Source organism: Promicromonospora sp. NPDC050249 (assembly GCF_040656015.1).
In the GTDB taxonomy this organism is placed as follows: Bacteria; Actinomycetota; Actinomycetes; order Actinomycetales; family Cellulomonadaceae; genus Promicromonospora.
On sequence record NZ_JBFAKY010000006.1, the window covers coordinates 145,411 to 171,512 of the forward strand.

The 26,102-nt window shown below is 70.2% G+C and carries 25 protein-coding genes and 1 riboswitch; of the genes, 17 read left to right on the top strand and 8 right to left on the bottom strand.

The annotated features are described in order from the left end of the window. Positions 1 to 9 precede the first annotated feature (9 nt). Complete coding sequence (locus AB0I32_RS06730) at positions 10 to 855, top strand: endonuclease/exonuclease/phosphatase family protein (protein ID WP_357504133.1); 846 nt, start codon at positions 10 to 12, stop codon at positions 853 to 855. Between the two features lie 12 nt (positions 856 to 867). Here the strand turns inward: AB0I32_RS06730 and AB0I32_RS06735 are convergent, their stop codons facing one another. Beyond that, on the bottom strand, positions 868 to 1,278 hold the full coding sequence (locus tag AB0I32_RS06735) for a VOC family protein (RefSeq protein ID WP_357504136.1): 411 nt from the start codon (positions 1,276 to 1,278) through the stop codon (positions 868 to 870). 98 nt (positions 1,279 to 1,376) lie between these two features. After that, a complete protein-coding gene (locus AB0I32_RS06740) occupies positions 1,377 to 1,739 on the bottom strand; it encodes a hypothetical protein (protein ID WP_357504138.1) in 363 nt (120 codons plus the stop codon). 199 nt (positions 1,740 to 1,938) lie between these two features. On the opposite strand from AB0I32_RS06740, the gene AB0I32_RS06745 reads away from it, so the two are divergent. The 6 genes from AB0I32_RS06745 (at position 1,939) to AB0I32_RS06770 (ending at position 8,740) form a co-directional block, all read left to right on the top strand. Then, the gene (locus tag AB0I32_RS06745; RefSeq protein WP_116673055.1) at positions 1,939 to 2,844 is read left to right on the top strand and encodes a LysR family transcriptional regulator; all 906 of its coding nucleotides are present in this window, start codon (positions 1,939 to 1,941) and stop codon (positions 2,842 to 2,844) included. A gap of 98 nt (positions 2,845 to 2,942) precedes the next feature. Then, a riboswitch (glycine riboswitch) is annotated at positions 2,943 to 3,072 on the top strand. Between the two features lie 222 nt (positions 3,073 to 3,294). After that, positions 3,295 to 6,162: an aminomethyl-transferring glycine dehydrogenase gene (gene gcvP / locus AB0I32_RS06750; RefSeq protein WP_357504290.1), complete on the top strand. Its 2,868-nt coding sequence runs from the start codon at positions 3,295 to 3,297 to the stop codon at positions 6,160 to 6,162. 20 nt (positions 6,163 to 6,182) lie between these two features. Then, positions 6,183 to 7,349 carry a glycine cleavage system aminomethyltransferase GcvT gene (gcvT, locus tag AB0I32_RS06755; RefSeq protein WP_357504140.1) on the top strand — a complete coding sequence of 389 codons (1,167 nt, stop codon included), beginning with the start codon at positions 6,183 to 6,185 and terminating at the stop codon, positions 7,347 to 7,349. A 25-nt stretch (positions 7,350 to 7,374) separates the two neighbouring features. After that, complete coding sequence (gcvH, locus tag AB0I32_RS06760) at positions 7,375 to 7,746, top strand: glycine cleavage system protein GcvH (protein WP_357448238.1); 372 nt, start codon at positions 7,375 to 7,377, stop codon at positions 7,744 to 7,746. Between the two features lie 204 nt (positions 7,747 to 7,950). Continuing rightward, positions 7,951 to 8,175, top strand: a complete 225-nt coding sequence (locus AB0I32_RS06765) for a helix-turn-helix transcriptional regulator (RefSeq protein WP_357448240.1) — start codon at positions 7,951 to 7,953, stop codon at positions 8,173 to 8,175. Between the two features lie 121 nt (positions 8,176 to 8,296). Next, positions 8,297 to 8,740: a (deoxy)nucleoside triphosphate pyrophosphohydrolase gene (locus AB0I32_RS06770; RefSeq protein WP_357504142.1), complete on the top strand. Its 444-nt coding sequence runs from the start codon at positions 8,297 to 8,299 to the stop codon at positions 8,738 to 8,740. Here the strand turns inward: AB0I32_RS06770 and AB0I32_RS06775 are convergent. Then, a complete protein-coding gene (locus AB0I32_RS06775; RefSeq protein ID WP_357504144.1) occupies positions 8,723 to 9,544 on the bottom strand; it encodes a 2-phosphosulfolactate phosphatase in 822 nt (273 codons plus the stop codon). The genes AB0I32_RS06770 and AB0I32_RS06775 overlap by 18 nt on opposite strands. A 518-nt stretch (positions 9,545 to 10,062) precedes the next feature. On the opposite strand from AB0I32_RS06775, the gene AB0I32_RS06780 reads away from it, so the two are divergent. The 6 genes from AB0I32_RS06780 (at position 10,063) to AB0I32_RS06805 (ending at position 15,401) form a co-directional block, all read left to right on the top strand. Next, the gene (locus tag AB0I32_RS06780; protein WP_357504146.1) at positions 10,063 to 10,281 is read left to right on the top strand and encodes a hypothetical protein; all 219 of its coding nucleotides are present in this window, start codon (positions 10,063 to 10,065) and stop codon (positions 10,279 to 10,281) included. A 214-nt stretch (positions 10,282 to 10,495) separates the two neighbouring features. Continuing rightward, on the top strand, positions 10,496 to 11,743 hold the full coding sequence (locus AB0I32_RS06785) for an extracellular solute-binding protein (protein WP_357504147.1): 1,248 nt from the start codon (positions 10,496 to 10,498) through the stop codon (positions 11,741 to 11,743). A 73-nt stretch (positions 11,744 to 11,816) separates the two neighbouring features. Then, on the top strand, positions 11,817 to 12,692 hold the full coding sequence (locus AB0I32_RS06790; protein WP_357504149.1) for a sugar ABC transporter permease: 876 nt from the start codon (positions 11,817 to 11,819) through the stop codon (positions 12,690 to 12,692). Beyond that, positions 12,692 to 13,615, top strand: coding sequence for a carbohydrate ABC transporter permease (locus AB0I32_RS06795; RefSeq protein WP_357504151.1), 924 nt, complete (start codon positions 12,692 to 12,694; stop codon positions 13,613 to 13,615). The genes AB0I32_RS06790 and AB0I32_RS06795 overlap by 1 nt, the downstream gene beginning before the upstream one ends. Before the next feature lie 212 nt (positions 13,616 to 13,827). Then, on the top strand, positions 13,828 to 14,772 hold the full coding sequence (locus tag AB0I32_RS06800; RefSeq protein ID WP_357504153.1) for a methylenetetrahydrofolate reductase: 945 nt from the start codon (positions 13,828 to 13,830) through the stop codon (positions 14,770 to 14,772). Positions 14,773 to 14,945: 173 nt separating this feature from the next. Further along, complete coding sequence (locus AB0I32_RS06805) at positions 14,946 to 15,401, top strand: Hsp20/alpha crystallin family protein (RefSeq protein WP_357504155.1); 456 nt, start codon at positions 14,946 to 14,948, stop codon at positions 15,399 to 15,401. An 87-nt stretch (positions 15,402 to 15,488) separates the two neighbouring features. Here AB0I32_RS06805 and AB0I32_RS06810 read toward each other — a convergent pair whose 3' ends face one another. Both AB0I32_RS06810 and AB0I32_RS06815 read right to left on the bottom strand, forming a co-directional pair. Then, the gene (locus AB0I32_RS06810) at positions 15,489 to 16,325 is read right to left on the bottom strand and encodes a hypothetical protein (RefSeq protein WP_357504157.1); all 837 of its coding nucleotides are present in this window, start codon (positions 16,323 to 16,325) and stop codon (positions 15,489 to 15,491) included. A 231-nt stretch (positions 16,326 to 16,556) separates the two neighbouring features. Further along, complete coding sequence (locus AB0I32_RS06815; protein ID WP_357504159.1) at positions 16,557 to 17,396, bottom strand: hypothetical protein; 840 nt, start codon at positions 17,394 to 17,396, stop codon at positions 16,557 to 16,559. Between the two features lie 255 nt (positions 17,397 to 17,651). On the opposite strand from AB0I32_RS06815, the gene AB0I32_RS06820 reads away from it, so the two are divergent. Then, positions 17,652 to 18,869 carry an N-acetylmuramoyl-L-alanine amidase gene (locus tag AB0I32_RS06820; protein ID WP_357504161.1) on the top strand — a complete coding sequence of 406 codons (1,218 nt, stop codon included), beginning with the start codon at positions 17,652 to 17,654 and terminating at the stop codon, positions 18,867 to 18,869. Here AB0I32_RS06820 and AB0I32_RS06825 read toward each other — a convergent pair whose 3' ends face one another. From AB0I32_RS06825 to AB0I32_RS06835, 3 genes are all read right to left on the bottom strand, one after another. Continuing rightward, complete coding sequence (locus AB0I32_RS06825; RefSeq protein WP_357448262.1) at positions 18,870 to 19,514, bottom strand: lysophospholipid acyltransferase family protein; 645 nt, start codon at positions 19,512 to 19,514, stop codon at positions 18,870 to 18,872. A gap of 99 nt (positions 19,515 to 19,613) precedes the next feature. Continuing rightward, entirely contained in the window at positions 19,614 to 21,497 is a 1,884-nt protein-coding gene (locus AB0I32_RS06830; RefSeq protein ID WP_357504164.1) for a sugar-binding domain-containing protein, read from the bottom strand. Between the two features lie 140 nt (positions 21,498 to 21,637). Then, the gene (locus AB0I32_RS06835) at positions 21,638 to 22,693 is read right to left on the bottom strand and encodes a LacI family DNA-binding transcriptional regulator (protein ID WP_357504166.1); all 1,056 of its coding nucleotides are present in this window, start codon (positions 22,691 to 22,693) and stop codon (positions 21,638 to 21,640) included. 140 nt (positions 22,694 to 22,833) lie between these two features. On the opposite strand from AB0I32_RS06835, the gene AB0I32_RS06840 reads away from it, so the two are divergent. From AB0I32_RS06840 to AB0I32_RS06850, 3 genes are read left to right on the top strand one after another with little or no spacing between them, the layout of a single operon-like run. After that, a complete protein-coding gene (locus AB0I32_RS06840) occupies positions 22,834 to 24,192 on the top strand; it encodes an extracellular solute-binding protein (protein ID WP_357504168.1) in 1,359 nt (452 codons plus the stop codon). Between the two features lie 14 nt (positions 24,193 to 24,206). Then, a complete protein-coding gene (locus AB0I32_RS06845; protein ID WP_357504170.1) occupies positions 24,207 to 25,175 on the top strand; it encodes a sugar ABC transporter permease in 969 nt (322 codons plus the stop codon). Between the two features lies 1 nt (position 25,176). Next, positions 25,177 to 26,088 carry a carbohydrate ABC transporter permease gene (locus AB0I32_RS06850; protein WP_357504172.1) on the top strand — a complete coding sequence of 304 codons (912 nt, stop codon included), beginning with the start codon at positions 25,177 to 25,179 and terminating at the stop codon, positions 26,086 to 26,088. The last annotated feature ends 14 nt before the right edge of the window (positions 26,089 to 26,102 follow it).

Below are 26,102 nucleotides of genomic sequence, written 5' to 3' on the forward strand. Positions count from 1 at the left end.
GATCGGGACGTGCGCATAGCCACGTTCAACGTCCAGCACGGCCTCGGCCCCGACGGCCGTGTCGACAACCACCGACTGGCCGACGCGGTAGCGGCGCTCGACGCCGACGTCGTCGGCCTGCAGGAGGTCGACCTGCGGCAGGCCCGGTCCGGGGGCGCGGACCAGGCGCGGCTCTGTGCGGAGGCGATGGGTGCGGCCGACCACCGGTTCCGGGCGGCGCTGGCGGGACCGTTCCGCTACCCCGGCGTACGGCGCCGGGCCCGCCGCGCGGAACGGCCCGACGTTCCTGGCTACGGCATCGCGCTGCTCTCCAGGTACCCCGTGCGGAGCTGGCACACGGTGCTCCTGCCGCCCGCCACCCCGTGGGTGTGGGGCCGGGTCCAGCTCGGCACCGACGAGCCCAGGGTGGCGCTCGCCGCCGAGATCGACGCCCCGTCGGGGCCGGTCACCGTCGTGTGCACCCACCTCAGCGTGTACCGGTTCCCCACGGTCACCTGGGCGGGCGGGATCGTCCGGCGGACGGCGGGGTACCGCCGCGGTACGCCCGGCGAACTGCACGCGGAACGGCAGGTCGACCACCTCCGGCGTCGGCTCGCCGGGCTGCCCCGGCCGCTGGTGCTGCTGGGGGACTTCAATCTCCGCGGGTCGGTGCCGGCCGATCGCACGGGCTGGCGCCCGCTCGCGACCGACGACACCTTCCCCCGCCACGATCCCCGGTTCCAGATCGACCACGTCTTGTGGGACGGCGGTGCGGACGCCGGCCCGCCCGCAGCCGTCGGCCGGGCGGTGGACACCGGGGTCTCGGATCACCGGGCGCTCCTGGTGGACCTGTCGTTCGCACCGCCGGCCGGGTAGCGGTCGGTCCGGTCACCCGACAAAGACGCAGAACGGGTGGCCCATCGGGTCCGCGAAGACGTAGAGCGGTTCGTCCGGGTCGTCCGTCCGGTCGAGGAGCAGGGTGGCCCCGAGCGCGAGGGCGTGATCACGCGCCGTGGTGAGCGTGGCGACGTCGGGCACAGTGGTGTCCAGGTGGAGCTGCTGCGGGATGTCGGACTCCGGCCACGTCGACCTCGGCAGCTCGTCCACCTGCTGGAACGCGAGGGACACGCCGTCGTCGTTCCGCAGGACGAGCCAGTCCTTGCCGTTCGGGTCCGGTTCGCCGCTCGCCGGGGCCTCGTCGCCGGGGCGGTACGAGAGCCCGAACAGCTGCCGGTAGAACTCGGCGAGGGCACGGGCGTCGGTGGTGTCGAGCACCACCTGTCGGATTCGTGGCTTCATCTCGACAGCGCATCACATGTGGCGCCACCCGCAAGACGTCACGAGGCCCGGCGCGCGGGGCGCCGGACCTCGGTGAGGGTTCCAGGAGACAAGGACCGTCAGGCGGCCTCGGCGTACGCCCGGTGGCTGACGGCGGGCTGCGCCGCGGACTCCCGGTCATCCTGCGCGATGTCCTCGACGACCGCGAGGGTCGGTGTGCTCTGCGCCTTCCGCTTCTTCGCGCGGAGCACGGTCGTCACCGCGTGCACGCCGATCAGGATGGCGGCGATGTTCGCGGCGGCGGACGGCCAGACGCCGTTCGTCGCCGCGACCGTCAGCATGGTCACGCCGGCCAGCATGTTGGTGCCCTGGAACGCGAGAGAGTCGGCGTCCCAACGCCCGCGGCTGACCATGGCGTAGGCCACGAGGCCGGCAACTGCGCCAACCCAGCCGAGAGCGGTGGCAACCATCATGAGGGTCATGGCAAGAACTCCTGGAGCTTTGGATCCGTGCGGATCGAAACGATTCGACAACATGAGGGATCCGGAGTGCCGGAATCCGTCAGGGGGTGTGGCGCGGGGCCCGGGAGAGCTGAGCACGACCGCCGCCATGACCAAGCATGAGCCAGATTTGCCTTCAGCACAATCGAACGTTCGTGACTCCGGGATGTAGCATTGCTACATGCCGACGGACCCGCGAAGACTCGCTTTTCTCCTCGCCGTGCACCGTGCGGGCGGAGTGCTCGCGGCCGCTGATCTGCTGCATGTCACGCCTTCTGCCGTCTCGCAGCAGATCTCCCGCCTGGAGGCCGAGGAGGGTATCGACGTGCTGGACCGTGGGCCCCGTGGCGTAACTCTCACACCGGCCGGCCGCGTGCTCGCGGATGCCGCGGAGAGCATCGAGGCAGAGATGGTCCAGGCGCGCCAGGCCATCGCCGCCCTGGGCGGAGAGCTCACGGGCCGGGTGTCCGTGGGGTCCATCCAGACCGCCATCCGCACGGTCGTCGCGCCGATGCTCGTCTCGCTCGCCGAACGCCACCCGCACATCGAGGTGGACGTGCAGGAGTACGACCCCCCGGACGCGACCCGTCGCCTGCGTGCCGGCGACCTGGACGCGATAGTCCTGGAGCGCGACGTCGACGTCGACGCCCCGGCCCCGCGCGGCGCCCATGACGTCCCGCTGCTCGACGAACCTTGGCGCATAGTCGTGCCGACCAGCCTGCCCGCGCCGGAACGCATAGACGATCTCGCCGGGCTCATGTGGGTGGGCCCGCAGGCCGGATCGGCCGCGGACCGCGCGCTGGGTCGTCTCGCCGCCCAGCTCGGCACGGCCTTCGAGACCCGGCACGCCTACAACGACTTCGACACGGCGATCTCGCTCGTCGCCGCGGGCCAGGGCGTCGCCATGCTGCCCGCGCTGGCCCTGCAGCAGGAGATACCCGACAGCGTCGCCGTGGTGGCGCTCCCCGGTCTCGGCTCGCGGCGCATGGTGGTGCGGCACCGCCAGAACCGGCACGAGCCCGGACCCGCGGTAGGGGCGGTCGTGGACGAGATGGTCGCGGCGGCCCGCGAGATCGACCTGGGGTAGGTCCCGACGAGTCGTCCCCGCCGCTACGATGAGCCCATAACTGAAGATCTTCAACGGTCCCGGGCCTCGACGAGCTCGATCACCAGGACCGTGCCGCCAGAACCGTGACGGGAGAGTCCGGCCGGGCGGGCGCCTCCGCCGTCGGGCAGGGGCGCCTCCGGAGAACCGGCGCCGAAGGAGCAATTTCCTCCCCGGGAATCTCTCAGGCCCCCGTACCGCCACGGTGAGGCAACTCTGGAAAGCGAGCCGCTCCGCCGTCAGGCAGAGGGGCTCCACCGACGGTGCAAGCCGGCGCGTCCCGCCCTCCTCCCGCATTCCGGGCGGAGCACGACGGACCGGCAAAACTCTCAGGTAGACGCACGCCCCGGGTGGGCAGGGTGTCGGATGACAGAGCGGGGAGGGACCGCAGTCGTCCCCACGCCCTCGGACAGCCAGGAGCCCGCCGTGAGCATGCCTTACCACCCCGACGTCTTTGCCGACCGGCATCTCGGCCCTCGCGGCCGCGAGGTCAGCACCATGCTGGAGCAGCTGGGCATCGACACCATGGACACCCTCGTCGACCGGGCCGTGCCCAAGGCGATCCGCAGCCAGGTGCCGCTGAACCTGCCGGCCGCCCGCACGGAGCCCGAGGTGCTCGCCCACCTGCGTGAGCTGGCCGGCAAGAACCAGGTGAAGACCCAGATGATCGGCCAGGGCTTCTACGGAACGCACACGCCCGCCGTCATCCGCCGCAACGTGCTCGAGTCGCCCGCCTGGTACACGGCCTACACGCCGTACCAGCCGGAGATCAGCCAAGGCCGGCTCGAGGCGCTCCTCAACTTCCAGACCGCCGTCGAGGACCTCACCGGCCTGGAGATCGCGAACGCCTCCCTGCTCGACGAGGCCAGCGCCGTCGCGGAGGCCGTCGCCCTGATGTGGCGCGCGTCGCGGGCCAAGGAGGGGTACGTGGTCCTCGACTCCGACCTGTTCGGGCAGTCGCTCGCGGTGGCCCGCGGTCGCGCCGAGGCGATCGGTCTCCCTGTCGTGGTCGCGGACCTGACCCAGGGCTTGCAGGCAGGCCTCCCCGCGGAACTCCCCCCGGGCCAGCTGGTCGGTCTCGTGGTGCAGCAGGCCGGTGCATCGGGCCGCGTGCTCGACGCGCGCGGCGTGATCGCCGAGGCCAAGGCGGCCGGCGCGCTCGTGACCGTCGCGACCGACCTGCTCGCCCTCACGCTCCTGGTCAGCCCGGGTGAGCTCGGCGCCGACATCTCGGTCGGCTCGGCGCAACGCTTCGGCGTCCCCCTCTTCTACGGCGGCCCGCACGCCGCCTACATGGCGGTCAAGAAGGGGCTGGAACGCCAGCTCCCCGGCCGCCTCGTCGGCGTCTCGATCGACGTCGACGGCGCCCCCGGCTACCGCCTCGCCCTGGCCACCCGCGAGCAGCACATCCGCCGCGAGAAGGCCACGAGCAACATCTGCACGGCCCAGGCCCTGCTGGCCATCGTGGCCAGCATGTACGCGGTCTACCACGGCCCGGACGGCCTGAAGGCGATCGCCCAGCGCGTCCATCAGCACGCGGCCACCCTGGCGGGGGCCCTGCGGTCAGCGGGCGTCGAGATCGAGCACGACACCTTCTTCGACACGGTCCGCGCGGTCGTCCCGGGCAAGGCCCAGGAGCTCGCGCGCGCCGCAGCCGAGGCGGGCTACAACCTCTTCGTCCCGGACGAGAACCACCTCCAGATCAGCTTCGACGAGACGACGACCGCTCAGGACGTCGCCGCCGTGGCGCAGCTGCTGGGTGGGGTCTCGACAGGCTCGACCACCGGGGCAGACCTCCCCGCGGAGGTAACCCGGACGACCACGTTCCTGCAGCACCCGATCTTCCACCAGCACCGCTCCGAGACCTCGATGCTCCGGTACCTGCGCAAGCTCTCCGACAAGGACCTCGCGCTGGACCGCACGATGATCCCGCTGGGCTCCTGCACCATGAAGCTCAACGCCACCGCCGAGATGGAGGCCATCTCCTGGCCCGGCTTCGCGGACATCCACCCCTACGCGCCCGTCGACCAGACCCAGGGCTACACGGAGCTGGTCACCGCGCTGGAGCAGCAGCTCGCCGAGATCACCGGCTACGCGGCCGTCTCCCTCCAGCCCAACGCGGGCAGCCAGGGTGAGTTCGCGGGCCTGCTCGCGATCAAGGGCTACCACGCGTCGCGCGGCGAGGAGGGTCGCGACATCGTGCTGATCCCGGCGTCGGCCCACGGCACGAATGCCGCCTCGGCGGCGCTCGCGGGCCTGCGGGTCGTGGTGGTGTCGACGGCGGACGACGGCGAGATCCTGCTCGACGACCTGCGCGCCAAGCTGGACCAGCACGGCCCGCAGGTGGCGGGCATCATGATCACCTACCCGTCCACGCACGGCGTGTACGAGGAGCACGTGCGCGAGGTCTGTGACCTCGTGCACGACGCCGGCGGCCAGGTGTACATCGACGGAGCCAACCTCAACGCGCTGGTGGGGCTCGCCCGGCCGGGCGAGTTCGGCGGCGACGTCTCGCACCTGAACCTGCACAAGACGTTCTGCATCCCGCACGGCGGCGGCGGTCCGGGCGTGGGGCCGGTGGCCGTGGCGGAGCACCTGGTGCCGTTCCTTCCTGGCGACCCGACGCCTGGGATCTCGACGAGCTCGACCAGCGAGACGGGCATCCCCGTGGCCTCGACGCGGTACGGCTCCGCGGGCATCCTCCCGATCTCGTACGCCTACGTGGCGCTCATGGGACCGGACGGGCTGACCGAGGCGACCAAGGCCGCCGTCCTCACCGCCAACTACGTGGCGAGCCGACTGAACCCGTACTTCCCCGTGCTGTACACGGGCCCGAACGGGCTGGTGGCGCACGAGTGCATCCTCGACCTGCGCAAGATCACCGCCGAGACCGGCGTGACCGCGGAGGACGTCTCGAAGCGGCTCATGGACTACGGCTTCCACGCGCCCACCCTGGCGTTCCCGGTGCCCGGCACGCTGATGGTGGAGCCCACCGAGTCGGAGGACCTGGCGGAGCTGGACCGCTTCATCGCCGCGATGATCGCCATCCGCGGCGAGATCGACGCCGTGGCGGCCGGCCGGTGGAGCGCCGAGGACTCGCCGCTGCGCGGGGCACCGCACACCGCGGCGTCGCTCATGACCGACGTGTGGGACAAGCAGTACTCGCGCGAGCTCGCGGCGTTCCCCGTGGCGAGCCTGCGGGCCGGGAAGTACTGGCCGCCGGTGCGCCGCATCGACGGTGCCAAGGGCGACCGCAACCTGGTCTGCTCGTGCCCGCCGGTCGAGGCGTACGCCGAGTGACCGACAACCAAGGAGTGAACGTGGCTGACAAGACCACCCCGCTTCATCACGAGCACGTAGCGCTCGGAGCCTCGATGACGCCGTTCGGCGGCTGGCTCATGCCGCTGCGGTACACGTCAGACCTGGCCGAGCACCGCGCAGTGCGCGAGGCCGCAGGTCTGTTCGACCTGTCCCACATGGGCAACATCAACGTGACCGGTCCCGACGCCGCCGCGTTCCTCGACCATGCGCTCGTCGGGTACATCTCCAAGGTCCGCGAGATGGGTGCGCGCTACTCGATGATCTGCGCCGAGGACGGCAGCGTGCTCGACGACCTGATCGTCTACCACGTCGCCCCCGGCGAGTACTCGGTCATCGCGAACGCGTCCAACGCGGAGCTCGTCCTCGCGAAGCTGCAGGAGCGCACCACCGGCTTCGACGTGGCGCTCAAGGACGTCCAGGCGGGCCAGGCGCTGATCGCCGTACAGGGTCCGCGGGCCGCCGAGATCATGCTCGCCACGGCGGGCCTCGCCGAGGACCCCGAGATCTCCGGCGGCACCGCGTTCGCCGACCTCAAGTACTACGCGTGCATGCGCATGCGCTTCGAGGGCGTGCCCGTGCTCGTGGGCCGCACGGGGTACACGGGCGAGGACGGGTTCGAGATCTGGGTCCCGGCGGACCAGGCCGTCGCGCTCTGGCGCGCGCTGCTCGCGGCGGGCGAGCCGCTGGGCCTCGTCCCGGCGGGCCTGTCGGCGCGTGACTCGCTGCGTCTGGAGGCCGGCATGCCGCTCTACGGCCACGAGCTCGACACCACGACCACGCCCTTCGAGGCGGGGATGGGGCGCGTGGTGCGCCTCGACAAGGTGTCCGACGACGGTACGCCGCTCCCCTTCGTGGGCCGCGACGCCCTGGCCGCACGCAAGGAGTCGGCGCCGGCCCGCGTGCTCGTCGGGCTCCGCGGTGAGGGCAGGCGCCCGGCGCGTGCCGACTACGACGTCGTGCTGCGGGCCGAGGGCACCACCCCCGGAACGGTGGTCGGCAAGGTCACCTCCGGGGCGCCGTCGCCCACGCTCGGCTACCCGGTCGCGATGGCCTACGTGACGCCGGAGGTGTCGGCGGAGGGCACTGAGCTCGCGGTCGACGTCCGCGGGCGGGCCGAACCGTTCGTGGTCGTGCCCATGCCGTTCTACCGTCGTCCTCAGAACTGAAACCCCGATCCCGCAAGGAGCTGTCATGGCCGACTTCCCCGAGAACCTGAAGTACACCACCGAGCACGAGTGGCTCGACGGTTCCACCCCCGCCGTCATCGGCGTGACCGACGTCGCGGCCGACGCGCTCGGTGACGTCGTCTACCTGGAGCTGCCCGAGGTGGGAGCCACCGTCGAGGCCGGCGCCGTGGTGGGCGAGATCGAGTCCACGAAGTCCGTGTCCGAGCTGTACTCGCCGGTCAGCGGCACCATCACCGAGGTCAACACCGAGGCCGTGGAGAACCCCGAGATCGTGAACAAGGACCCGTACGGCAAGGGCTGGCTCTTCAAGGTCGAGGTGACCGGGGCGGGCGAGCTGCTCACCGCCGCGGAGTACGCCGCACACACCGGAAGCTGACTTCCGCGGCCCGTCGAGGCCGCCGTCGAACCGCCCCTCAGGTCGCCCTTGCGCGCATCTGGGGGGCGGCTTCGGTATCGGAACGGTAACAGTCGAAAAGTAGCGTCAGAACCGCGTCATGAACTCCATGCAGAGCACTTAACCCCATAGCAGCAACCGTAGGCCGGAACCCCAGAACCGGCCGCTGTGTGGAGGAAACCGATCATGAGCGTAATGACCCTTGACCACCGTGTGCCCAGCCTCACCCGCCGTGAGCGGGTCATCCTGGCGAACCTCACCGAGGACGCCACACTCGAGCAGATCGCTCGACGCCTGTACGTCACCCGTAACACGGTGAAGACGCAGGTCCGTAGCGTCTACCGCAAGCTCGGCGTGTCCTCGCGTGCGGAGGCGATTGCCAAGGCGAACGAGTTCCAGCTCGCTGACTGACACACAGCACACCCGACGACGGCGCCACTCCCCAGAGGTGCCGTCGTCGTACTTTGTCCGCGAAGCCGTCGGCGGGTCGGCACGACCCGTCGACGCCTTCTTGGGTGGGAGACTGCTCCGCATGCAGGAGCCCCTCATCACCGTGGTCGCCGCAGCGATCGTGGACGACCTGAACCATCCCACCCGGCTGCTCGCCGCCCGTCGTTCTGCGCCGGTCGCGCTCGCCGGTCGCTGGGAGTTTCCCGGTGGCAAGGTGGAGCCGGGCGAGGACCATCTCTCCGCGCTGCACCGTGAGCTCGACGAGGAGCTCGGTGTGACGGTGGCCGTCGGCGCCGAGCTCCCGGGGCCGGACGGCGGGGTGTGGCCGATCACCAGCAAGCACCGCATGCGCGTCTGGTTCGCGCAGCTGCAGGACGGCGCGCCCGAACCGCTGGAGGACCACGACGAGCTGCGCTGGCTGACGGCGGCCGAGCTGGACGACGTCCCCTGGCTGGACGGGGACGTGCAGATCGTGACGGCCCTGCACAGGCATCTCGGGCCGGACGGGTCAGTGCGCGCCGGCTGAGACGTTCCTGCGGCTACGAGCCGCCGCGACCCGGTGCCCGAGGGGTACGAACGCGCCGTCCATCAGCACCGGCACCACATCGGTGACGTCGACCGCCGTGGCGATCGTGACGTCGTCGGCGAACCCGGAGTCGAGCAGCTCGCGACCGCTCGCGGTCCCGCCCACCGTGTCCATGACGTCCTTGGTGCCCTTCCAGAGGGTGATCGTCGCCGCGGTCTCGGGCGAGATGCTCACCTTGGGCAGCATCGTCGTGAGCCGCGTCGCGATGGCACCGACGGCGAGGTAGTCCTCGAGCGCGGGGCGCAGCGTGTCGTCGGGCCACCGTTCGCCCACGGGGACGAGCACGACGTCGTGCTTCTCCGACGCGTCCAGGTGTGCGGCCGCGAGGCCCGCCACCGCCTTCGCGTTGCGCAGGCTGCCCGCGACGATGAGGGCACCCCGGTTGGCGATGGTGTGGCAGATCTGCGCCGCGCTGGGCGAGGGGATGACGAGGCGTTCGGCGTCAAGGTCCTGGAGCGACGCGGGGGAGATGCTGATGCCGTCCTCCCACCGGGGGCCGGCGAGGGCGGCGCGCATGGTGCGCGCGAGCCTGGCCGCGCCCGCGGGATCGTGGTACGGGAACGGGTACACCCCGGCGCCCTGTTCGCAGGCGACCGTGACGGTGGTGGAGAAGGAGAGCACGTCCACGACGACCACGAGCGACGCGCGCGCATCCGTGGCGGTGAGGGCGAGTGCGCCGGAGATGCCCCAGTCCGTGCGCACACGGGCAGGACGTTGGTCGAAGGCGGGGGACGTGTTTGCCACGGACGCATCGTAGTGTCACCTGAACTCGCCCATGTTTCGCGCTCAGCGAACACCGCGGGGGTTCGGGCGCCCCGCACACGCCCTGCATCGGGTCATGAGGTCGACGCGCAGGGCTCCCGTCGAACGCCCTCTCCGAGGTCCGAGAAGGACCCGGGATGCCACGAGGTGGGCCGGCGTCGTCGTCGGCCGTGTCCCACGGAATCCTGACCACCGCGCTGACCTGCGAAATCGCCGGCGCCTTACCGGGAGGCCCAGAACCCGGCGCCGCAGCCGGACCGTTCTCCGACCGCAGGACACGCCACGCGACAGTGCCGTGGCGGCGGCTCCGGAACCCCGGGCGAGCGCTCCGCCGCGCGTCGGTCGGGCCGTTGAAATTTCCGGAGATGTCACCCACCTCGATCTCGATGGCGCCGGCGCCGCCGTGGTCATCGGCCACGACGGGCGCCGGAACGAGCGAGCCCCGCGCCGATCCGCGAGCTAGCCGTCAGGACGGGCCGACGGAGCGGTAGATTTGGCTCATGAGTGATTTCGAAGTGGCCCGTAGGCAGAAGCAGGAGCCCACGGCGACCCTGCTGGTACGCGCGATCTTGTGCTTCGCGCTCTTCCTCGGCGGGTTCGCGCTGATCGCTGTCGGCGGCGCGGACCAGGGTCCCTCGGCGCCCTACCTGTTCGTTGCCGGAATCCTTGCCGTCGGCCTGTCGTTCGGGCTGCCGATGATCGGCGCCACCGAGCGGTAGGCACGCCGTACGACACGAGTCCCACGGCGTGTTGGAGAAGGGTCGCAGCCTCGTGCTGCGGCCCTTCTTTTGGCTTCTCCGGTGGCCTCGGAGGCCGCCTCGGGACACGCTGTTACCCGTATGTCACAGGTTTGTTAGAACCCTTGACAGATTCAGGGGCAAGTGAAAACGTGACCTGCACCACGAACGAGCAGGACAAGCCCAAGGAGTAGCAATGGCGCAGTACAGGAGGCTCGGCGGGATCCTCGTGATCACGCTCGCCACGACGACCGGCCTGACGGCCTGCGGGTTCGGCGGGTCAGCGGAGGGCGGCGGCACAGACGGTGCGACCACCCTCGACCTGCTCGTCCCCAGCTACTCCGACGCGTCCCAGGGCCTGTGGGAGGACGTGATCGCCGGGTTCGAGGAGACCAACCCGGACATCGACGTGAACCTGCAGGTCGAGTCGTGGGACAACCTCGAGTCCGTGATCGCCACCAAGATCCAGGGTGGCGAGGCCCCGGACATCTACAACGGCGGCCCCTTCGCCGGCTTCGCGGCGGACGAGCTGCTGTACCCGGTCGAGGACGTCACCTCGGACGAGACCTACGCCGACTTCCAGCCCACGTTCCTGGAGAACGCCACGGTGGGCGACACCGCGTACGGCCTGCCCTGGATCGCCTCGGCCCGTGCGCTGTTCGTCAACGACGCCCTCCTCGAGGAGGCAGGCGCCGAGGTCCCCGCCACGTGGGACGAGCTGCTCGAGTCCGCCACGAAGGTCTCCGAGCTCGGCGGCGGTGTGGCCGGCTACGGCATGCCGCTCGGTTCCGAGGAGGCGCAGGCAGAGGCGGCCGTCTGGCTCTGGGGCGGTGGTGGAACCTTCGGTGACTCCGAGGCCATCACCATCGACACCCCGGAGAACGTGGCCGGCGCCGAGTTCATCAAGAAGATGATCTCCGCTGGTGCCACGCAGGCCGACGCCGGTGCGACCGACCGTAGCCCGCTCTTCGACATCTTCGTCCAGGGCAAGATCGGCATGCAGATCGGTCTGCCGCCGAGCGTGGGCCAGATCGAGTCGGACAACCCGGACCTCGAGTACTCGATCCACCCCATCCCCACCAAGGACGGCAGCCCGTTCACGCTCGGTGTGGCCGACCACCTCATGGCGTTCCAGAACGACGGTGACAAGCAGGAGGCCATCACTGCCTTCTTCGACTACCTCTACACCGCCGACGTGTACGTCCCGTGGGTCCAGGGCGAGGGCTTCCTGCCCACCACCTTGTCGGGCTCCGAGCAGCTGGCCGACGACGAGGCGCTCGCCCCGTTCCTCGAGGTGCTGCCGGACGCGCAGTTCTACCCGAGCACCAACCCGGACTGGCAGACGGCCGACTCCGCGTTCAAGGCCAACTTCGGCCAGCTCGACAGCGACAAGTCCGCCGAGGACGTGCTCGCCGAGATCCAGGGACAGGTCGACGCCGGCTGACGCCTGGGTGGACCGCTCCCAGCAAGCACGCGTCGACGACACCCGGCGCTGAACCGAAAGCACGAGGAACCTGGTGAAGGACCTTTTGAAGGCCCTGCCATGGATCGGGCCCGCGGTCGCACTCATTGCGGCCGTGGTCCTGTTCCCGGTAGGCCTGATGTTCTGGAACTCGACCCGCGACATCAGTCAGAGCGGCGTGGACGACGGGGGCGTAGGCCTCGCGAACTTCGCGACGGTGGTCGGCTTCCAGTACTTCTGGCCGATCCTCGGGCGGACCGTCATCTGGGTGGTCGTCGTCGTGGGCTGCACCCTGCTCGGGTCGCTCGCCCTCGCGGCGCTGCTGAACAAGGCGTTCCCCGGGCGTCGCCTGGTGCGCATGGCCGTGATCGTGCCGTGGGCCGCCAGCGTGGTCATGACCACGCTGGTGGTGCACTACGGCCTGGAGCCGTACTTCGGCATCATCAACTCGTTCCTCGTGGACATCGGTCTGATCGACACGCCGGAGGGCTACGGCTGGACCCGGCACCCCGGGACCGCGTTCGCGTGGGCGATAGTGGTGGCCGTGTTCGTGTCGCTGCCGTTCACGACCTACACGATCCTGGCGGGCCTGCAGACGGTTCCCGGCGAGACCGTCGAGGCCGCGCGCATCGACGGCGCCAGCGGGCTGCGGACCTACTTCAGCGTGGTGCTTCCGCAGCTGCGGGGTGCGGTGTCGGTGGCGGTGCTGATCAACATCATCAACGTGTTCAACTCGCTGCCGATCCTGCGCGTCATGACGGGGTCCATCCCCGGTTACGACGCCGACACCGTCATGACCATGATCTTCAAGTACATGCAGAACCAGCGGCAGATCGACCTGGCCAGCGCGCTGTCCGTCATCGCGTTCCTTGTGGTCATCGGGATCGTCGCCATCTACGTGCGGGTCGTCCGCCCCCTCGAGGAGGTCTGATGACCGTGACCACCGCCTCGGCGACCGCGCCGCGCAAGGCGACCCGGCCGCCGTCGGACAACCGGAAGCGCGTGCGGAAGTACACCGCGGACCAGGTGCCGATCGGGTCCCTGCTGCTGCGCATGTTCGCAGGCCTCGTGGTGCTGGCCGTGTTCATGCTGCCGTACCTGATCATGTTCTTCGGCTCGGTGAAGACCAAGGCCGAGATCAGGTCGGTCGACCCCACCTACTTCCCCACGGAGTGGCACTGGGAGAACTACGTCACGATGTGGGCCACGCCCGAGACGCCGCTGCTGCAGAACCTGATCTCCACCCTGGTGATCTCGCTGTGCGCCACGCTGCTCGTGCTCGCCGTGGCGCTGCCCGCCGCGTACTACACGGCGCGGTTCCGGTTCCCCGGCCGGCTCGTGTTCCTGTTCCTCGTGATCGTGACCCAGATGGTGCAGCCCGCGGTGCTGACGTCGGGCCTGTTCCGCCAGTTCATCGCCCTCGGGATCCTCGATACGTGGGCCGCGATGATCCTGGTCAATGCCGCGTTCAACCTGTCGTTCGCGGTCTGGATCATGCACAGCTTCTTCGCGAGCATCCCGAAGGAGGTCGACGAGGCCGCGCAGATCGACGGCGCCGGCACGTTCACCGTCCTGACGAAGATCAACCTGCCACTGGTGTGGCCCGGGATCGTGACGGCAGTGGTGTTCACGTTTGTCGCGTCCTGGAACGAGTTCGCGGCGTCGCTGGTGCTGCTGTCGACGGCCGGCAACCAGCCGCTGTCCGTGGCGCTGACGAAGTTCGTGGGCCAGTACGAGACGTCGTGGCACTACGTGTTCGGGGTGTCCATCGTGGCGATCGTGCCCGTGGTCATCCTGTTCATGGCCATCGAGAAGCGGCTCGTGGGCGGCCTGGTGGCCGGGTCGGTGAAGTAGGCGAGCTCGGCGCGTGCCGTCGGTGAGCCAGGTCGTCTCGACCGCCGGACGAAATCTGTCCCAGTGGTGGACATTCGCTTAGCATGGTGGCGAACCCATCCAGAGCGGTCGAGAGTCCTGGCTCCCTGACACCGCAGCAACCTGCCGACTTCCTGCCTCGAGGCCGTGGCGTGAGGACGTAAGGTGCTCACGCCAGGTTCGATGGAGCAGCCATGGTCGCCGAGGTACACCCGCACCGCCCCACGGTGTCGTTCGAGCTCATGCCACCACGTCGGCCCGACGCCGCACCGAACTTCTGGGAGACGGCGCAGCGCCTTGTGGCGGCTCGCCCGGACTTCGTGTCCGTCACGTACGGCGCCGCGGGCGGCGACCGGGCGACGTCGCGCGAGGTGCTCGCCACGCTGCTCAGGGGCACGCCCGTGCTGCCCGTGGCCCACCTGACCTGTGTGGGTGCGTCCCGCGAGGACGTGTCCGAGGTGATCGACGAGTTCCTCGACGCCGGCGTGCGCTCGTTCCTCGCCCTGCGGGGGGACCCGCCGCGCGACGAGCCGGACTGGCGTCCCGCGGACGACGACGTGCGGTCCAGCATCGACCTGGTCCGGCTGCTGCGGCAGGTGGACGAACGTCGTTGTGCGGCGGACGCCAGCACCGCCCTGCGGTCCGCCGCGCGCCCGCTCACCATCGCCGTCGCGACGTTCCCGGACGGCAACCCCGGGGCCGGCACCACGCGCGAGCAGGAGGTGCGGCGGCTCCTGGAGAAGCAGGAGGCGGGTGCGAGCTTCGCGATCACCCAGTTCTTCTACCGGGCCGAGTCGTACACAGGGTTCGTGGAGTCGGCCCGTTCGGCGGGCGTGACCATCCCGATCCTCGCCGGGATCCTGCCCGCCACGGAGGCCCGTCGCCTGCGCCGCGTCGAGGAGCTCACGGGCGTCGCCGCGCCGGCCGACCTGCTGCGAGAGCTCGACCGGCTCACGGGGCCCGGCGGCGAGGTCGACGCCGAGGCCCAGCACGAGCGCGGCCTCGAGTACTCCACGACACTCGCGCGCGACGTGCTCGACGCCGGTGCCCCCGGCGTGCACGTGTACACCTTCAACAAGCACCGGCCTGCTCTGGACCTGCTCGAACGCGCGGGGCTGATCGGCCGCGCGGCGGCCTGACCGAGGTCGCCTCCTGGCGTGTTCGCCAGGAGCGATCGGGTGCGTCCCGGGGGTTGGCACTCTCGGAGCGAGAGTGCCAGAATTGAGGCGTAGCCGGACGGCGGCCAGCCCCGTCGTCGATCGCTGCGGCCCTGGAAGGGCCAGGGCCGCATCGTTGTAGGAGGTGATGCGCGATGGCTACCTACTGGGACCCGTTCCAGGAGATGGACCGGTTGTTCAGCACGTTCGCCGGCAACGCACGGCAGTCCGGCGGCATGCCGATGGACCTGTTCCGCACGGGTGACCACTACGTCCTGTCGATGGACCTGCCCGGCGTCGACCCCGGCACCATCGACGTGTCGGTAGAGGACCGGACGCTGACGATCCGCGCCGAGCGCACGCAGCGGTCCGACGGTGAAGCCCAGTGGCTGGTCCGCGAGCGGCCCACGGGGACGTTCGCACGGCAGCTGACGGTGGGCCGCGGGCTCGCCCTCGACAGCATCTCGGCCTCGTACGCCGACGGCGTGCTGTCGCTGACGATCCCGGTCAGCGAGGACGCGAAGCCGCGCAAGGTCGAGGTGTCGCACACCTCTGGTGCCACGTCGATCGGCCAGGGTGCGTCCGAGAGCCGGCAGACCATCGAGTCCTGACGCCGCGGCCGCGGCACCCGGGCCGCGGCATGCGCCGGGCCCACAGGTCCATGGGTGGGCCTGTGGGCCTGGCGTGTCGGGCGGGGATCAGCAGCCGCAGCCAGAGTGCTGTCCTGCGAAGTCGTGCTCCCAGACGTACTGGTCGTTGCCGACCGCGACGGCCTTCCAGTAGCCGGCCTTGGCGCGGACGGTGGTGGTGAACTCCCCGGCACCGTTCGTCTTGACGGACTTGACGTACGTCGCGTCACCCTCAAAGGGGTTCATCGTGTGGTAGATCCGCACGGTGACGCCGCCTGCGAGGCGGTAGTTACCGATACCGGTCGGGTAGTGGACCCGCAGGCGCTTGACCGTGCCGGAAAAGGTTCCGGGCTCGGAGTTGGTGTCCTCCGGGTTGGAGATCTTGGCCGAGACGATGGTGTCGCGACGCAGCAGCACCTGCTTGACCCTCGGCACGTCCACCGTGTGCGTGGTGACCTGGCTACCTCGCTTCACCGTGGCGGTGACCTCCAGGCCGACGTCGTACTTTCCGGGGACGGCGGTCGGCGGGAGCTCGATGCCCCCCGAGATTCGGAGACCGTCGTCGAACGACACCGGGTAGCGGCGTGTGCTGGTGCTCCCGACCCGCTGAAGTGTGAGCTGCGCGGCGCTGACGTCGGTCACGATCCCGCCCTCGGTGCCGAGCGCCACGGCGTACCTGATGTCGAACGGGGCGATCTGAGTGGACTTCTCGGTGTTCCCGATCAAGACGTCGCCCAAAGCCTCGAGCTTGGCCCGGAACACGGTGCCGTTCACCTCGTCGCTGATGACGACCGGTGCGGCGGTGGCTGCGGTCGGGACGGCGACGGCGCCCCCGACGAGCAGCAGCGCCGCCAACGTGGTGCCCGCGAGGGCCTTGCGGGTGAGGCCATTCCTGATGATCGACATTTCTTCATCCCCTTGTGCTGCACGCCGCTGCGTGCCGGCCGTCCGGCGCCGGGTTCGGCGTCCGTCATTGCTCAATACGGTCGGCGGGAGGGAACCGATGAGGACAGGAGCGGGTGAGGTTTCCAGGGTCCCGGGACGGCTCCGTCGCGCGCTCGGCTGTTCCTGCAGTACGCGTCAGACCCACAGGCCACCTGAGTGGCCTGTGGGTCTGAGGTGTGAGCGGCAATAGGGTCAGCAGCTGCAGGTGGGACCCTGTGAGGCGAACGTGTGGCCCCAGACGTACTGGTCGTTCCCGACCGGGACGATCTTCCAGTAGCCGGCCTTGGCGCGGACGGTGGTGGTGAACTGTCCGGCACCATTCGTCTTGACGGACTTGACGTAGGTCGCCTTGTCCCCGTCGAAGGGGCCCGTCGCGTGGTAGATCCGCACGGTGACGCCGCCCGCCATGTTGTAGCTGCCGATGCCGGTCGGGTACTGGACCCGCAGCCGCTTGACCTGGCCCGTCAGCGTGCCGGGCTCGCCGTGGGTGTCGTCCGGGTTGGAGATCTCGGCCCTGACGATGGTGTCGCGACGCAGCAGCACCTGCTTGACCCTCGGCACGTCTACCGTGTGCGTGGTGACCTGGCTGCCGCGCTTCACCGTGGCGGTAACCTCCAGGCCGACGTCGTACTTTCCGGGGACGGAGGTCGGCGGGAGCTCGATGCCTCCCCAGATCCGGAGGCCGTCGTCGAACGACACCGGGTAGCGACGCGTGCTGGTGCTACCGACCCGCTGGAGCGTGAGCTGCGCCGTGCTGACGTCGGTCACGATCCCGCCCTCGGTGCCGAGCGCCACGGAGTACCGGATGTCGAACGGGGCGATCTGCGTGGGCTTCTTGGTGTTCCCGATGAGGACGTCGCCCAAGGCTTCGACCTTGGCCCGGAACACGGTGCCGTTCACCTCGTCGGTGACGATCACCGGTGCGGCGGTCGCCGCGGTCGGGACGGCGACCGCGCCGCCGACGAGCAGCAGTGCCGCCAGTGCGGTGCCGGCGAGGGCCTTGCGGGTGAGTCCGTTCCTGATGATCGACATCTCTTCTTCCCCTTGTGCTGCACGCCCCTGCGTGCTGGCTGTTCGGTGCCGTGTTCGGCGTCCGTCATCGCTAGGTACGGGCGGCGGGGGCAAACCGATGAGAAGGAGAGCGGGTGAGGTTTTTCAGAGGCTTCGACGGCGGCCCATCCCATCGCGGGCATACCCCAGATGTGATGTACCGAGGCGTGGCCACCGGGCCGGATACTCCACATGACCTGGATGGATCCCAGCCTGACCAGCTCGTGGAGGACACCCGTGCACACACACGACCACTCGCACGACCACAGCTCTGCCGATCAGACCTCGCTCGGCCGCCGCGACCTGTTGCGCAGCGCCGTCGTCCTCGGCATCGGTGCCGCGGGCGCGACGATCGCGGCACCCGCTAGCGCTGCCCCCACCGGTGCGGCGCCGGCCGGCGTCGGCCGAGCCCCGACCGCGGACGTCCCGCCGTCCCTCGCGCCGGATCCCGAGGCCCCGGCGGATGCTCCCCGGGGTGCTCTGGCCGGGGTGGAGGTCGCCGTTCCGACCATCGCCGGCTGCGGCACCTGGGGCGCGGCCGCGGCCCGGGGCACCATCGAGACGGTCTCGACCAACCCGAACAAGATCCTGATCCACCACACGGCGTCGGCGAACGTCACCGACTACTCGCAGGCCGCCGGCTACCAGATCGCCCGCGACATCCAGCAGTGGCACTTCGACAACGGCTGGGTCGACACCGGCCAGCACCTCACGGTGAGCCGCGGCGGGTACGTCATGGAGGGTCGCCACGGCTCGCTGTCTCGGCTGCAGAGCGGCAGCGGAACGGTGGTGGGCGCACACGCCCCGGGACAGAACAGCCAGGCCATCGGCATCGAGAACCAGGGCACCTACACGAGCGCCACGCCGCCGGCCCAGCTGTGGAGCCGCCTGGTCGAGCTGTGCGCCTACATCTGCGACCAGTACGGGATCGCGCCGACGCAGATCTACGGGCACCGGGACTACACGGCCACGGCGTGTCCCGGCGACGTCCTGTACTCGATGCTGCCGCAGCTGCGGTCGGAGGTGGCGGCGGCCCTGGCGGGCTCCAGCTGGTCGGTCATCGTCGACAACACGTCGTCAGGATTCGCCGCGGGTGGGTCGTGGCTGACGTCGTCCTTCTCGGCCGAGCGCTACGGCGCGAGCTACCGCTACGCGACGCCTGCTGAGGTGAGCGACCTGGCGACGTTCTCTGCCACCATCCCGTCCAACGGTTCGTACCGGGTGGAGGCGTGGTTCCCGGGCATCGAGGGCTACAACACGACTACACCGTTCATCGTCTACACCGGGACCGGCTCGTCGACGATCCGGGTGGACCAGTCGTCGGGCGGCGGCGCCTGGCTCTCGCTCGGCACCTACGCCATGACGGCGGGCACTCGTCAGGTCGTGGCCGTCAGCCGCTGGACGCAGGGCACGGCGTACGTGATCGCGGACGCCATCCGCATCACCCGCCTGTAGTCAGTCGTCCGCGCGTTCCTGGCCGCTCATCGCCTGGATGGACTGCATGACCTGCTCCGTCAGCTCGCGGCGGGCCTGGGCGGGCTTGGTGCCCGCCGCGATCTGACGGGACGGGTCGATGGGCACGCCGAAGTGCAGCTCGACCCGGGCGAACCGCGGCATCTTGCCGATGGGCTTCACCTTGTCCGTCCCGAGCAGGGCCACGGGCACGACGGGCGCCTTGCCGGTCAGGGCCAGCCAGGCGACGCCGGTGTGCCCCTTGTGCAGCTTGCCGTCGCGCGAGCGCGTGCCCTCGGGGTAGATGCCGAACGCGCCGCCGCGCTGGAGCACGGCGAGCGCGTCCTCCAGGGAGCGCTGGCCGGCACGCGGGTCGTCCCGCTGCACCGGGATGTCGCCCATCTTGGTGAAGAACCAGCGGGAGAAGCGCCCCTTGATCCCCTTGCCGGTCCAGTACTCGGCCTTGGCCAGGAAGGCGACGTGGCGCGGCGCCATGATCGGGATGAGCAGCGAGTCGATGAACGACAGGTGGTTGCTCGCCAGGATCACGGCGCCGCGCTTCGGGATGTTCTGCAGGCCAGTGACGCGCGGGCGCAGAAGCACTAGCACGAGGAGCGAGAGGATGAGCTTGAGGAACCGGTACGTCACCGGCCTATTGTGCACCCCTCAAGCGAACCTGTGGACTGGGTGATATGTGGTGAAAAAGACTAAAGAGAGCCACAAGAACCCCGTCTCCGGCCACCACGTCTAGCTGACTGTCGCCTCGGCGTTCTCCGCCGCCTCCACGGCAGCCACCTGGACCTGCACCTCCCGCACGCGGGCGACGTCGAGCTTCTCGCTGCGGTCGAACCGGTAGATCCCGTTCTCCTCCTGGAACACGTCGGTGAGCTGCGTGTAGCAGTAGGCGAACATGCGCGGGTCGCCGAGCAGCGCCTCCGTGAGCCCGCGGAACCGGGCGTGGAACTCCTCCTCGTCGGCCACGCGCTGGCCGTAGCCCCATGAGTCGGGCGAGCTGCCCGACGCGGTGGCGGCGACGTCCGGGTTCCACCAGATGCCGCCGTACTCGCTGACGAAGTACGGCTGACCCCGGTACGGCACCGACATCTTGGTGCCGTTGTCGCGCGTGTTCTCGTAGGGCTGCCCGTCGGCGAGCCCGCCCACGAGCTCCGCGAACTTCTCCGGCTCCTGCTCGTAGAGGTGCGAGTCCCAGATGTCGGTCTCGAGGACGCGGTGCGAGTAGCCGCTCGCGTCCAGCACCGGCCGCGACGGGTCGGCGACCTTGGTGGCGAGCCACATGGCCCGGGTGACGTCGTCCAGCTGTGTCATGCGGTCGTGCAGGTCCTGGTGCGTCTCGTTGAGCGGGCACCAGCCGATGATCGACGGGTGGGAGTGGTCGCGCTGCAGCGCCTCCATCCACTCGGCGACGAACGACGTCGTCGGCCGCTGACCGTCGGCGGGCGTGCCGTAGCCGCTGACGCCCCAGTCGCCGAACTCGCCCCACACGAGGTAGCCGAGCCGGTCGGCGTGGAACAGGTAGCGCTCCTCGAACACCTTCTGGTGCAGCCGCGCGCCGTTGAAGCCCGCCTCGAGACCGAGCACGATGTCGCGCTCGAGCGCCGCGTCCGACGGTGCGGTCATGAGCGACTCGGGCCAGTAGCCCTGGTCGAGCACGAGCCGCTGGAACACGGCCTCGCCGTTGATCCGCACGGCCTGGCCGTCGATCGACACGGAGCGCAGGCCGCCGTAGGAGCGCACGGAGTCGACGAGGGCGCCGTCCGCGTCGCGCAGCTCGACGTCGATCCCGTACAGGTGGGGGTCGCCCGGCCCCCAGGTGCGCACGCGGTCCGCGGGGACGACGACGCGCAGCGCGGGCGCCAGGTCGAGGTCGGCGCGCGCCGTGGCGGACGCGACCTCGCCGTCGGCGTCCGTGACGGTGACCGTGACCGTGTGGCCGCGCCGGTTCGCCGAGAGCGGCACCACGACGTCGAACGCCGTGCTGGCCAGGTCGGGCGTGATGCGCGGACGACGCAGGTGTGCGGCCGGGACCGGCTCCAGCCACACCGTCTGCCAGATGCCCGTGGTGCGGGTGTAGTTGCACTCGAAGTTCGCGTACCGGTTGCTCTGCTTGCCGCGGGCCTGCGGCCCGTGCCGCGTGTCGCGGGCCCGCACGACGACGGTGACCGTGTCGCCGGGGGCGGCGATGCCGTGGAGGTCGGCGGTGAACGGGGTGAACCCGCCGCGGTGCCGCACCACCTCGGTGCCCTCGACCCACACGGTGGTGTCGTGGTCCACGGCGCCGAAGTGCAGCAGGACGTGCGGGTCGTCACCCACGGCGGCCCACTCCGCCGGGACGGTCACCTCGCGGCGGTACCAGACCGCCTCCAGGAAGTCGGTGTTCTCGATGCCGGAGAGCTGCGACTCGGGGGCGAACGGCACGACGATCTCGCCCTGGAGCGGGCGCTCGACGAGGCCGCGCTCCAGACCGGAGTCGCCCGGGTCGACCTCGAACTGCCAGGCGCCGTTGAGGTTGAGCCAGCGGTCGCGGGCCATCTGCGGGCGGGGGTACTCGGGGCGCGGTACGGCGGTGGCCGTTGGTTCGCCGGCGGGCGAGAAGCGGTCGAGGAAGGTCATCAGCTGCTCCGTTGCGTCTACGACAGGTGCGCGGTGATTCAACACCGCATCCGAACGAAATGCAACGTTGTATCAACTGAGCGGCCGACGCCGGGCCTCCGCACAGCCCGAGTTCGGGCCACGCGCGGACCGCCCGGGGCTCAGCCGCGACTGCTCTCCCGGACCAGCAGACGGTGCGGCACCAGCGCGTCGACCGGCTCGACGGCGGCGTTCTCGAGCTGCGCGAGGATCCGGTCCACTGCCGTCTCCGCGATCGCGCGCAGGTCCGGCGCCACGGTCGTCAGCGACGGGTTCGAGTACCGCCCGTCCTCGGTGTTGTCCCAGCCCGTCACGGCGAGGTCGTCAGGCACCCGCACCCCGTTGCGCCGCAACGCATAGAGCGCGCCAAGGGCCAGCTCGTCGTTGGCGCACACCAGCCCGTCGATCTGGCCGATCCGGGGCAGCACCTGCTCGATGGTCTCCGCGCCCGCCGGCCGCGAGAACTGAGGGCACTGGAGCACCCAGCGCTCGTCGACCTCGATGCCGGCGGTGGCGTGGGCGTCGAGGAAGCCCTGGACGCGCTGCGCGCCCGTGCGGCCGGCCCCGGGCGGCTCGGCGCCGAGGAACCCGAGCCTGCGCCGTCCCGAATCCAGCAGATGCGCCGTGACCTGCGCCGCGGCGTCCACGTTGTCGATGCTGACGTGGTCCGTCCGGCGTGCGCGAGTGGGGTCCGGATCGGCCCGCTCACCCAGGAGCACGAGGGGTACGGGACCGCGCACCGCGTCGATCTCGGCGGGGGGCAGCTCCAGCGGCGAGAAGATGATGCCGTCGATCGCCTGGACGTCGAAGCCGCGGGCCACCTCGAGCTCGGTGTCGCGTGAGGACCTCGTCTCCTCGATGAGCACGCGGTACCCGCGGGAGCTGCCGACCTCGATCACCTCGTGGGCGAGCACCGAGAAGTACGGCGCGTGCACCCACGGCACGGCGAGCGCGAGCGTGTTGGTGCGGCCCCGCCGCAGCTGGCGTCCGGCGAGGTTGGGCCGGTAGCCCAGCTCGGCGATCACGGCCTCCACCCGTGCCCGGGTCGCGTCACCGACGCGTCCCGTGTCGTTCACAACGTTGGAGACTGTTTTCCAGGAGACACCCGCAGCAGCTGCGACCTCCTTGATACCGACGCGGCGACCCACTTGCTCCGACAACCCATCACTTCCTTCCACACCCGTTGCCGACCCGTTGCCCCTTGACGGGACGCTCGGCCTAGTCCATCGTGATCCAACGTTGGATCGCAACGTTGCACCATTGGAGGTCGACGATGACCGAGCTACGACGACGTGGCGTCCCAGGGCAGGGAAGCCCTGTGATCGCGTCAAGAACCCGCAGTCGTGCGGAGAGTTCCGGCGGCCTGAGCCGCCGTGACCTGCTCCGCGCGGCGCTGGTCGGCGCTGGTGGAGTCGCGCTGGGCGGGGCGCTCGCGGGCTGCGCCGCACCGGGCGCCGTCGGCGCGGGCAGGACGCCGGTCATGATCTGGGACCTGTTCTCGGGCGGTGACGGCGCGCTCATGCAGGAGATGGTGGGCGCGGTCGCGTCGGCGAACCCGGACATCGCCGTCGAGTCGACGACGCTGGCCTGGGGGCCGCCGTACTACACCAAGCTGGCGATGGCGTCGTCGGGCGGGCGGCCGCCGGAGGCCGCCGTCATGCACATGTCCCGGCTGGCCGGGTACGCACCGGGCGGGCTCCTGGAGCCGTTCGACCTCGACGCGCTTGCGCAGCTCGGGGTGCGTGAGGAGCACTTCGCCCCCGCCGTCTGGCAGAAGGCCCAGTACGACGGCCAGCTCTACGCGCTGCCGCTGGACACGCACCCGTACATCACCTTCCACAACCCGACGATCGTCAAGGACGCGGGCCTCGCGCGGGCGGACGGCAAGCTCGACCTGGACGCCGTCTCCGGCGCGGACGCCTTCCTCGCGGCCGGCCGCGCGATGGCCGAGGTCACCGGCGAGACCGGCGTCGGCTGGGGCTACCAGCGTGACCCCGCAGGATGCTGGCGCATGTTCTGGGGCTTGTACTCGCAGAACGGCGGCGAGTACGAGCTCACCCCGGGCCGCCCCGCGGCGCTCGACGAGGAGGCCGCCGCGGAGGTCTTCGAGTTCCTGCAGGAGATGGTCGACGGCACGGTCGCCGCGAAGAACCAGGACGGCAACGCCGCAGCCGCCCGCTTCATGTCGCAGCGCACGGGCATGATGTTCGCCGGCGAGTGGGACCTGCCGATGTTCCGCGACGCGCTGCCCGACGTCGGTGCCACGCAGTTCCCGGCGATCTTCGACACGCCGGCCAACTATGCGGACTCCCACGCGTTCGTGCTGCCCCGGCAGGGACAGCCGGACCCTGCCGGGCGCGAGGCGACCTACCGCGTCCTCGCCGGTCTCCTCAAGGAGGGTCTGACCTGGGCCTCGGCCGGGCACATCCCCGCCTTCCAGCCCATCGTCGAGGAGCCCGCGTACCAGGAGCTCACGCCGCAGCGCGACTACGCGCCGGCCGCGGAGATCGCGGTCTTCGATCCCGACGCCTGGTTCACCGGCGGCGGCAGCGACTTCCAGAACCGCATGGCCGACGCGATGACGGACACCCTCGCCGGCAAGGCTCCCGGCCGCACGGCCGTGACCCGGATGCTGAGCGAGATGGACCGGTTCCTCGCCCTGCCCAACCCCGCCTGAACGAGAGGACGACGATGACTGTCTCGAACACCGGCGTCACCGCGCCCGCGGGGCCGGCTCTGCCTGACCGGAGGACCCCGGCCGGACGCCCCGGCGTGCCCGCAGGGGCGCCCCGCAGGTCCATGCGCGAGCGGGACAGGTCCGGGTACCTGTTCGTCGCGCCGTTCGCCGTCGCCACCGGCCTCTTTCTCGTGGTGCCGACGCTCTACGGCCTGTGGATGAGCTTCACGAACCAGAGTCTGACCGGGGCCGGCAGCGAGTTCATCGGCTTCGCCAACTATCTGGAGGCGTTCGGCGACCCCCAGGTCTGGCAGACGCTGTGGCACACCGTGTGGTTCACGATCCTCAGCACCGTGCCCCTGGTGCTCGTGGCCCTCGTCATGGCGCTGCTCGTGCACACAGGCCTGCCCGGCCAGTGGGTCTGGCGCATGTCGTTCTTCGCGCCGTACCTGCTGACCAGCGCCGTCGTCTGGCATCTGAGCAACTGGATGTTCCAGCCCGACATCGGCCTGCTGGACACCTGGATCACGGGCCTGGGCCTGGACCCCCTCGGCTGGCTCACCGACGAGAACGTCGCGATGTTCTCCATCGCCGGGGTCACCGTGTGGTGGACCGTCGGCTTCAACTTCCTGCTCTACCTGGCGGCGCTGCAGGGCATCCCCGCCCAGCAGTACGAGGCCGCGACGATCGACGGCGCGGGCGGCTGGCGACGGCTGTTCTCCATCACGCTGCCGCAGCTCCGCACCATCACAGGCGTCATCGTGGTGCTGCAGCTCCTCGCCTCCCTCAAGGTGTTCGACCAGATCTACATGCTCACCGCGGGCGGGCCCAACGGCAGCACGCGGCCGATCCTGGAGTACATCTACGACACCGGCTTCACCAACTACCGGCTCGGCTACGCCTCAGCGATCTCCTACGTGTTCTTTGCCCTCATTCTCGTGTTCACGCTGGTGCGGCTGCTGCCGGCCCGGAAGGAGGCCTGACATGGCCGTCGCCGACATCGCCGAGGTCCGCCGGACGAAGGCACTGCAGGAGCGGGCCGAGAACCGGGCCCTCACCAGACTGACGATCGGCCCGTCGCCCTGGGCGCGGGCCGGGGCGCTCGCAGCGCTCGTCGTGCTCGCCGGGGCCTGGCTCGTGCCCATCGTCTGGGGTGCCGTCACCAGCTTCAAGCACGAGGCCGAGGCAGCGCTCCCCGCGTCGTTGTTTCCCACCATGGGCTGGACGCTCGACGCCTATCAGAAGGTGCTCGGCAACAGCGACCTGCTGCTGTGGATGTGGAACAGCCTGGTGGTCGCCGTGCTGGTCACGGCGCTCACCGTGCTCATCTCCGCGATGGCGGCCTTCGCGTTCTCGCAGACCCTGTTCAAGGGCCGGGCGCTCATGCAGTGGCTCACCCTCGCGGCGATCATGATGCCCGGCCAGATCCTCATCGTGCCGCTGTTCCGGGAGATGCAGGTCCTCGGGCTGGTGGACACGGTCGCAGGCATCGTGCTGCCGCAGGTGGTCGCGCCCGTGATGGTGTTCATCCTCAAGCGGTTCTTCGACGCGATCCCGCAGGAGCTGCTCGACGCCGCCCGGATCGACGGCGCGGGGTCGTGGCGGCTGTTCTGGACCATCGTGCTGCCGCTCTCCCGGTCGATCCTCGTGGCGGTGGCGATCTTCGTGTTCATCGGCGCGTGGAACAACTTCCTGTGGCCCTTCATCATCACCACCGATCCGCAGTTCATGACCCTGCCCGTCGGCCTGTCCACGGTGAAGGACGCCTACGGCGTGCAGTACGCGCAGAACATGGCCTCCGCGATGATCGCGGCGCTGCCGCTGCTCATCGTGTTCATGCTCTTCCAGCGCCGCATCGTGCAGGGCGTCGCGACCACGGGCATGGGTGGGCAATAACAGGCGACAATCGG